Origin of the sequence: Chloracidobacterium sp. (assembly GCA_025057975.1) — a bacterium.
Classification (GTDB): Bacteria; Acidobacteriota; Blastocatellia; order Chloracidobacteriales; family Chloracidobacteriaceae; genus Chloracidobacterium.
Map to the genome: position 1 here is coordinate 1 of JANWUV010000026.1, position 7,883 is coordinate 7,883.

General features: G+C 57.5%; 10 protein-coding genes and 1 pseudogene. 7 read left to right on the top strand and 4 right to left on the bottom strand.

Features of this window, described 5'->3' with window-relative positions:
* Positions 1–1,711 precede the first annotated feature (1,711 nt).
* Both NZ585_14770 and NZ585_14775 read left to right on the top strand, forming a co-directional pair.
* Positions 1,712–1,957, top strand: coding sequence for a hypothetical protein (locus NZ585_14770; protein MCS7081295.1), 246 nt, complete (start codon positions 1,712–1,714; stop codon positions 1,955–1,957).
* Between the two features lie 238 nt (positions 1,958–2,195).
* Entirely contained in the window at positions 2,196–2,486 is a 291-nt protein-coding gene (locus tag NZ585_14775) for a nucleotidyltransferase family protein (protein ID MCS7081296.1), read from the top strand.
* A gap of 63 nt (positions 2,487–2,549) precedes the next feature.
* Here the strand turns inward: NZ585_14775 and NZ585_14780 are convergent, their stop codons facing one another.
* A complete protein-coding gene (locus NZ585_14780) occupies positions 2,550–2,777 on the bottom strand; it encodes a hypothetical protein (GenBank protein MCS7081297.1) in 228 nt (75 codons plus the stop codon).
* Between the two features lie 90 nt (positions 2,778–2,867).
* On the opposite strand from NZ585_14780, the gene NZ585_14785 reads away from it, so the two are divergent.
* From NZ585_14785 to NZ585_14795, 3 genes are all read left to right on the top strand, one after another.
* Positions 2,868–3,083 carry a hypothetical protein gene (locus NZ585_14785; GenBank protein MCS7081298.1) on the top strand — a complete coding sequence of 72 codons (216 nt, stop codon included), beginning with the start codon at positions 2,868–2,870 and terminating at the stop codon, positions 3,081–3,083.
* 537 nt (positions 3,084–3,620) lie between these two features.
* Positions 3,621–3,977 carry a hypothetical protein gene (locus NZ585_14790; GenBank protein ID MCS7081299.1) on the top strand — a complete coding sequence of 119 codons (357 nt, stop codon included), beginning with the start codon at positions 3,621–3,623 and terminating at the stop codon, positions 3,975–3,977.
* A gap of 75 nt (positions 3,978–4,052) precedes the next feature.
* Positions 4,053–4,421, top strand: coding sequence for a hypothetical protein (locus NZ585_14795; GenBank protein ID MCS7081300.1), 369 nt, complete (start codon positions 4,053–4,055; stop codon positions 4,419–4,421).
* A gap of 132 nt (positions 4,422–4,553) precedes the next feature.
* Here the strand turns inward: NZ585_14795 and cas2 are convergent, their stop codons facing one another.
* The 3 genes and pseudogenes from cas2 to NZ585_14810 form a co-directional block, all read right to left on the bottom strand.
* Positions 4,554–4,952 (bottom strand): CRISPR-associated endonuclease Cas2, encoded by a 399-nt coding sequence (gene cas2, locus NZ585_14800; protein MCS7081301.1) that lies wholly within the window; start codon positions 4,950–4,952, stop codon positions 4,554–4,556.
* Between the two features lie 33 nt (positions 4,953–4,985).
* A pseudogene (gene cas1, locus NZ585_14805) lies at positions 4,986–6,633 on the bottom strand (type I-MYXAN CRISPR-associated endonuclease Cas1).
* A 204-nt stretch (positions 6,634–6,837) separates the two neighbouring features.
* Positions 6,838–7,407 (bottom strand): type I-MYXAN CRISPR-associated protein Cas5/Cmx5/DevS, encoded by a 570-nt coding sequence (locus NZ585_14810; protein MCS7081302.1) that lies wholly within the window; start codon positions 7,405–7,407, stop codon positions 6,838–6,840.
* On the opposite strand from NZ585_14810, the gene NZ585_14815 reads away from it, so the two are divergent.
* Both NZ585_14815 and NZ585_14820 read left to right on the top strand, forming a co-directional pair.
* On the top strand, positions 7,406–7,540 hold the full coding sequence (locus NZ585_14815; GenBank protein ID MCS7081303.1) for a hypothetical protein: 135 nt from the start codon (positions 7,406–7,408) through the stop codon (positions 7,538–7,540). The genes NZ585_14810 and NZ585_14815 overlap by 2 nt on opposite strands.
* Positions 7,541–7,552: 12 nt before the next feature.
* Complete coding sequence (locus NZ585_14820) at positions 7,553–7,708, top strand: hypothetical protein (GenBank protein ID MCS7081304.1); 156 nt, start codon at positions 7,553–7,555, stop codon at positions 7,706–7,708.
* The last annotated feature ends 175 nt before the right edge of the window (positions 7,709–7,883 follow it).

Genomic DNA, 7,883 nt, shown 5'->3' on the forward strand with positions numbered 1-7,883 from the left:
ACGCGGGATCACTTGGGGAGTATTCGGGAGGTCATTGACGGGAACGGGAATTTGGCGGCGCGGTACGACGACGACCCGTGGGGGCGGCCGACGCAAGTGGCGGGGAGTTACAAGGCGGATTGGGGGTATGCGGGGTATTGGGTACACCGTCCGAGCGGGTTGAACCTGACGTGGTATCGGGCATACGACGCGGAGCTTGGGCGATGGCTGAGCCGCGACCCGATTGGGGAAGCCGGCGGGCTGAATCTGTACGGATACGTTGAAAATAATCCGCTAAACGCAATTGACGCGCTTGGTTTGAAATGTGACGACAAGGTAGCTACTGTTGCTCTTGCTGCGGCTGCTGTCGCTGATTTTTGCTTTGCCTCTTATAAACCTGCTGCTTGTGAATTGGCACTAGTAGGCCTAGGTGCGGCTATAAACGCTCTAATCAAGTGCTTGAGTTCTCCTCCGCCGGGAGGTCCTAAAGATGATGATGACTGCCCCAAGCCGAGGCGTCGCAAGCGTCCGCGTCCCGCCAGAGATGAGCGCCCGTCACGCTTGGGAGAACGTGAGCCCAATCCGTGGAATGCGCCCCGCCGGCCAAGCGTGCCGCCGTGGTATCGGCAGCCAACCAGCGCGCAATTACAAGATGAGATTAATGCGGCTAATTACAGGATACAGGCATATGGAGCGATGGCGTTGGGTGGCGCGGCTATCGTTGTCGTGGTTGGAGCGGCTGCGGCTGCGCCAACCGTGATCCCTGCAATCATCAGAGTGCTCCCAGCTATTGGAAGGCCCATTCCGGCGCGTCCAATCCCTGCCGTGCCCTAATGAGTAGGGAGCATTATGAAAAGCTTTTTTGATTTACAGATATTGTCGAGCCTGTTCGCTTTTTCGGTCAGCTTGATAGGTTTTATATTTATTTTTACCAGTGTGAGGAGGCGTGAGCTTGCTTCAAAGAACAATGTAAAAGACTGGTGTTTTTTGTCACTATTCAGTGTATTTATTATTATATTCTGCATTGTATGTATAGCTAATTATTTATTTTCAAGACGTCTGATACTTTGTTGTAATGGAATTATGATAGGCTATACTTTAGGCTTATTTTCTTATTATTTTTCTCTGGAGAGAAAAGACGATAGTCATGTGTAAAGTAATAATTATAAATATAAGTAATTAGGCAATTCTATTTATTTAATAAGCTTATCGAGGAATAGCATGATTCGTTGTTGTTACTTGGCGGCTGACAGAGGGCCATTATTGAAAAGCCTTGATGAGCATCCAAGCGTGTGTCTGGAAATGTGAGTCAGCTACTACGTAACATTACCCATAATTCTTTTATTGAATCCTATGAGTATTTTTCTTGATCTAGACGTAGTAATAGGATTACTCACGTTTATATTTGGATTATTTTTCTTAGTATATTATATCATACAATTTTCAAAGAAAATAAAAAATGCAAGTACTCTAAGATATGATTATATAAGCTTAATATCATCACTACTTCTCGCCGCGCTTGTAGTAATTGGCGGTATTTCTAGCATTCACAATACTCTACTTTTAGAAGAATTAGCAGTTCTTCTGAGTAGTATTGTTGCCAGTTACATGCTTTTCTCTATTATAATAGATTATACATGTGAGAAGAAGTAATTTTGTAATGTTACTTGGCGGCTGATAGAAGACCATTATCGAAAAGCCAAGATGAACATCCAAGCGTGTGTTTGGAAATGTGCATCAGCCACTACGTAACATTACCAAAACCGACTATCGGCTGACCTACGAAACCATTGTCACCCTAGCACCTGTGGCGCTAAACGATGAAGGACTCAAAAAGGAAATTATCCGAAGACTCAAAGCGGAAGCCGACGGCGTCATCAAGAAAGCGTATCTTGACGCCCTCTCGCCCCTTGCCGATGGTGACGAGGCAATTGCGGCGGCGGTCAGGGAACAGGAGAAATTAAGGCGGATTGCGTAGATTGACGATTGATTCCCGGCCAGGCGACGCCGAGCGCCGTGAGCGAGCATCCGAAAAGTGTCGCTCCAGACCAAAGCGACTCGAGCCGGACCCAGAGGTGAACCGGCGCGCATCTGCGCCGGCGGCGGATCACTCAAGCGAACGGAGCCTCACGCCGGCAGGCGGCAAGCTCGGTCACGACCGCGCAAGGCGCAGGGGCAGGCGTCGGTGCCGACAACACCATGACGGAGGCGAACGCATGAACACTGAAACGGCGCTGAAAGTCCTTGAACGATGCAAGCCAAAACTCCAAGAGCAATACGGGGTGACGCGAATCGGGGTGTTCGGCTCGGTGGCGCGAAATGAAGCCGGCGCCGACAGCGATGTGGACATCGTGATTGAGATGGAGCGGCCGAACTTGTTTTTAGCCGCTCATATCAAGGAGGAACTTGAGGCCCTTTTGCAGCGCCCGGTTGATTTGGTTCGCTTGCGTCAGAGGATGAATCCGGCGCTGAAACGCCGCATCGAACAGGAGGCGATCTATGTCTAAAGGAACGCCGGTGCGGGGATCACGCTGGATCCGGTTGGTTGTATTCGCGCCGGATCGCCCATTTCAATCACCCGTTCCGGTCGTTTCCGCAAATGTACAAAGAACGCTGTAGTTTGTACACAACCCTCCCAGCAGGATTTCTCCCATGCCTGGACCCGTGCAATCAGCCAACCGTCGCAACAAGCACTTCGGGTTGGCGAATCCAAGATTCACCGCGCGCAGAAATTGCTCGGGGCGACCACCGAAACCGAAACCATCGAGCGCGCCCTCAATGCGCTCATTAGCGAACATGAACGCGCGTCCGCCGCTTGGAAGGCGCATGACCGGTTGCTCAAAGGTGAAGGTGCGATCCGTGACGTTTTCGGGAATCTGGAAGCATAAGTGCTCGGCATCATCCTCGACACGTCAGTTGACATCATGGCCATCCGGAGCGGCGATCTCAGCCTGCTCGCCCAGCGGCGGACGGCACGCACCCCGCTCAACGCCGTCCGGCGCGTCGGACGGTATCAGGCGAACGGACAAACCCAGCGGCCGGTCTGTGACATTCGACCGGGACGAACGCCTCGCGGCAGACCGGGCGCTTCGGATGCCCCTTGAAAAGAACGGTCGCCTAAACCTTATCGTTGGCGTCATGCGGTGGCTCCCCCCGCTGATTCGGCGTCATCCGGCTGACGTCCGCGAAGCCCTCGCTGAAGGGAAATCCCCTCGAAACCACGCCACTTGCCTGGTCGTCACCGGAAAAGCTTGGCGCTGACACCCGTCAAGCCGTCGCGTCAGCGAGGAAGCGCTCGCTTGTTCCTCTCCAGCTGGCGGCGCGACAGGCGGATGTGCGCCGGCGCGCCCGCCGACCGGTTCGTTGATCGCCCATGAGCAATGTGCGTGGACGCCATTTTTCACGCCCGACAATAGCAGGGTCGCCCGTTGCGAATGGTTTCGACGCCCTTTGCCCCGGAGGAGCTGGTTATCGCCTGTTTAGCTTCGTTGCTCTAAGTTTCGGGAGCAAGTTGAACGATCTTCCCGGAGGGAGTTTCCACCCATGAACATCCGCGCTTTCGGCTTGGCCGCCGTCCTCGCGGCGCTTTTGGTTTCGCCGGCTCTCGGCGACGAGAAATCGCGCAAGATCGCGCTCGAAAATTGCCCGCACCGGTTCGCAAGACGGTCGAGGAACAGGCCAGGGGCGGAAGAATTCGCGGCGTTGGCGCGGAAGTCGAGGACGGCACAACGGTTTATGAGGCGGAACTGGTCGTCAACGGCCGGAAACGTGACGTCCGGATTGACGAAGCCGGAACGGTGCTCGAAATCGAGGAGGAACTTCCCGTCGGCGAACTCCCCGAAAAGGTCAAGGCGGCCGCGACGCAAGCCGGGCGGATTCTCAAGGCCGAATCGGTGACGAAGGACGGCAAGATCGTCTGCTACGAAATCGACGTCAAGGCTCGCGGCAAGAAATCCGAACTCAAGCTTTCTCCTGAAGGCGAACGTATCGAGAGATAGCCGTACCCGCTCCGGGTTCAAATCGTCCATCGCGGCGCGGCTGCTTTTTGCCTACCGGCTTCGCTAGACGACCAAATGACGCCCATCAAGCCGGCGCGCGTTTTGATGAGCTGTCGCGTTTCGGATACACCCTACTGCGGTCGGTCGGCGCGCACCGGAGCACAACCGGTCAAGGAGGATGGACGCGATGCGGGCCTCTCCACGGGACTTGCAGGAACGGCGCCGGCGGACTGTGACGCGGGGTTGAAGACGGTGGTCGTGGCGGCCAAGCCTTGTTCAGTGTTCGGTGAACCGAAAACTGACCATTTTGCCCTTGGCGACTTTGCGCTCGCCGGTGAAGTGCTCAACGCCTTTCGGCATCAAAGATTAATTCGCCGGCGTCCGAATGGCGAGTCGGCTGCGCGCGTTGAGCGTGCTCAACGCCTTTCGGCATCTAAAGATTAATTCGCGCCGTTACCCTGACTGATTCTGATCCAATCATATATAGTCCGCACGTTCAAGGGCATACGCTGCAATGCTCGACCGACTCGCCACGTCCGTCGCCGGCAAAACCTCAAATCATTCATTTTCTTGGCTTTAGATCCTTTCAAGCGCTTCCTCGCGGTGCTCTTGACCGTAAAGACTTGATAATACAAGACTTGGCGTCGCGCCACCCGCCGCCCCCGTTGTCCAGACGGAGATGCTTGATGACAAAATCTCGATGCGCTTACGGGTCTCATCCCAAGTTCCCTCAGTTGACGTATCAACCACGCGCCGCGCACAGCTAGGACATAGGTGCACAACAAGTAGGTCATCTTCTCGCGCCGTGAGGCAAGCTATGTCGTAACGAAAGGCTTCCAGCTCCGTCCGCGTGGCATAAAAGCGGAAAACCGAATACTGTACCCGCTCGGCCTGGCCTTTTACCCGCTCATAAATCTTGCGCCACCGCTTGGGGTCGCGTACGTCGTAGCTCACCAAATACCAGTGCTTTTCCATAGTTTTCGCTCCTTCCAATCATTTTGTCGCCGCTCAGCGAAGCCGCATGCGGGCAAAAAGCCCGGGTCGTCCTGTCCATTCCTTTTCAAGCAGGCGGGCCTCAAGTTCGATGGTTCGGTGATACGAAAGCGAGTAACGCAAAACTGGATGTTTCCAGGTTTCCTGCTTGCGCTCTTCGTAAATCGCCAGAGCCTTGCGCTTGCCTTCCTGCGACAGCCAAGCCTTGTGCGGTGTGATGACAAAATCAGCCTCCGCATCCCATTGCCGGCGATTGACTGAGCCAATGACCGGCACGTCACCAAGCAACACCCGGAAAAGCTCCATCAAATCGAGCGCCAACGGATGAGCGGCGCTGCGCGGCGTATGCAAAAAGCCAAACGCCGGCTCCAAACCGACAGCCAAGAGCGCCGCCAAGCAGTCTTTGTAAATCAGCGCGTAGAAAAAACTGAGCAAGGCATTGAAACGGTCGCGCGGCGGACGCCGGCTGCGCCCCGTAAACGCAAACGCCTCAACTTGGACGAGTCTCGGCAGTGCGTTGAAGTCCGCCCGTCCGGCTTGCCCTTCGTACCCGCGCAGCTCGTCAGCCGTTGTGACGCGGGACAGCTGAGACAGCGCATGCCGCAAGCGCGTCAGGTCAGACGCGAGTTGCTCGTCGCGGGTTTCCAATCCCGAAGACGGACGTGTTGCGCGCAGCAGGTAGCGCAACTGGTTTTCAACCTTGGCCATCGCCAAGCGGCGCGCCAAATCCAGCCGAAATGACGGGTCGGACAACGCCGCGTACTGCCGATGCCGCCGCTGGACGCCCGGCGTCCCGGCGCTCAACGCTCCGACAACCTGCCCTCCGCCGGTCAGCCACTGGACGGCGATGCCGTTCGCCGCGCCGTAGTGCAACGCCTGCGTGGTAATTTGCGCGCTGCCGTGTATGACGACTGTCGCTACGTCGCGTCCCGGAAACTGAATTGCCGGGCGATCAGGAGCGTGCACAACAAGCTGTTCTGCGGCGCGCTCAACGCGGCTGCCTGGTTCCGTAATGTGCAACACGCGGCGCTCATCACGTTCCGGGAACAATCGGAGCGGCGCGCGCCCATTCGCGGACGGCTGGGTTTCCGGTTCAACCTCCAGCGGCGCTTCCTGCGCTACATCAAGCGCCAAACGCTCTTCTTCCGGCAGGCAAACCGGCGCGAGCGAGCCGTAGCGACACAGCCGACTGTCTTCGGTGATGGGTGGGCGCGCGGTGGTTTGCCGCAACTCGGCGGCGCGAATCACCGCCGTGCGCAGCTCGGCACGCGCCGCCTCGTCAAATGCCACGCTGACCGTGACGTTGTCGGCATGATAGCGAATGCGACCTTCCGCCATCGGTTTGCCGGTCGCCTCTTCAAGCAATGCGCAATAGGCGCTCACTTGCAGTCGGTCTGACGGCCAGGCTTGGCAGCGATTGGAACGCCCTTTTTTGTGTTCGTAGGCAACCAGCGATCCGTTCCGATAGCGCGCGCCATCCGCCTTGCCGCGAATCCCCCACCGCTCGCTTTCGACCTCATCGGTGACGATCTCAGCGCCTTCAGCCATGTCCTGTTGGTGCAGACGGCGGCCGGCGTAAACCCGGTCGTTGGCCTGCCTGATTTCTTCTACTTCCTCAAGGTAAAAAAAGGCGTTCGCAGTCGTTGAGCGCATGGAGCGCCATCACGCGCGTGAGCGGCGCAGCGTCGTCCTGTGTGGGCGCGGCGACTGATCTCCTTGTGAAGAAAGGTTTTTGGTCAACCGCCTTGCGGCATCGGAGATTCAGGGCGCTTTCCAAAGCGCGCTCAAAACGGCGCGCGCGGCCGGCTTCCTGAACCACCAAACTGAACGAAACCACGTCTTGCGGCGTCAGAGATGGTTGTGGCGTTCAAACCGGAGCTTCCATCGCCGTCCAATGAGAGTCCGGCGGACAGCAGGGCGGCGTGGTCGCCTGCTCCTCCATGGTGTAGCGCCGCCGGCGGGTGCGAGCGGAGCCCACATGGTCAACCCACACCGGCAACGCGATTGGTCCGGTGTCGCTCGGCACAAGCCAATGCCACTGTCCGGCGATGTCCGTCACTAAGCTCACGTCGTTGACGGCGTCATCGCTCAGTCCCAGACTCAACACGCCGTAGCGCGTCACGGCTTCCGGTCTGGTCAGCGCCTCGTCGAGGCGCTCTTCAAGGTTTGGGGGCGGGTTGACCTCGTGTTCAGCGTCCACCCAGCACAGAAACGTCACATCACAGAGCGTTTCAATGTAGTCGGGCGCGTTGCCACGGCCGGCTTGCTTGCTCGGTACGCCGTATTTGTAGCGACTCAGTTTGCGCAGCGTCTTCGCCACCTGCGGAAACGGCGACCGGCGCGGCGCGCCGTCGGCGTAGGTGTGACTGAACGCCAGCGCCAAACAGACGCCGACGTGCCGCGCGCGGAAACGCTCACCCACAAGCGACAGCAACATGCCGTACACCGTTGCCGGCGGTGGCAGTGGACTGGTCAATCCAACGCTGGTGGCGGAGGCGCTTTTGGTGACAACAAGGGAACGCGGCCTTGAAGATAAACTTGCTGTCTATCAGTCAATCTCCAGCTTGTGACGCTACCTTGCAGTGGATGCGGAGTCGCCACGCACGTGGCACTGGCATCAGGGCGCGGAAGGCGACGCCCGGCAGAAAGAGGCGCGCGTTGACCCAGGGATCATCATTCGGCCGGAGGCGCTGCGGGTTTCGTTGGCGTGGCGCGAGGTGTACGCCGGCGTGTTTTGACGGTTTTGGCGACAGCAAGTGACATCTCATGACGCGCTCCCGGCGGCTTGCCCTTCGTCGTTTTTGGCGCCGCCGCCGGCCGTTCCGTAATACGTCAACATATCCGCCGCTTTGCGGCGCACCATCTCGCGCAATGCTTCCGGCGCAAGGACGCGGGCGCGCGCGCCGTACTGCA